The following is a 250-nucleotide window of genomic DNA, read 5'->3' as shown; positions in this document are numbered from 1 at the left end:
ATTACGCGCGGTTCGTTTCGCCGAAGTGGTCGTGCTGATGATGGACGCGCAAAACCGTTTCGAAGAGCAGGATTTGCGCCTTGCGGATCTTATCGAACGTGAAGGCCGTGCGATCGTACTCGCGGTCAACAAATGGGATCTGATGGATCGGGCGCCAAGTCAGATCGCAAAGTTACGCGAGGATGTGGATCACTGGCTGCCGCAAGTCAAAGGCGCACCGGTCGTCGCCGTCTCAGGTCTGATGGGTGAG

The 250-nt window shown here is 57.2% G+C and carries 1 protein-coding gene; it reads left to right on the top strand.

The window, feature by feature from the left end:
• A partial coding sequence (locus WDW90_RS40325; protein ID WP_336493137.1) for a GTP-binding protein occupies nucleotides 1-250 on the top strand: 250 nt, incomplete at both ends.

The sequence above is a fragment of the Methylobacterium nigriterrae genome (genome assembly GCF_037106235.1).
Classification (GTDB): Bacteria; Pseudomonadota; Alphaproteobacteria; order Rhizobiales; family Beijerinckiaceae; genus Methylobacterium; species Methylobacterium nigriterrae.
The sequence above is the reverse complement of the archived record's forward strand: the minus strand, read 5'-3'. Positions and strand labels throughout refer to the sequence as shown.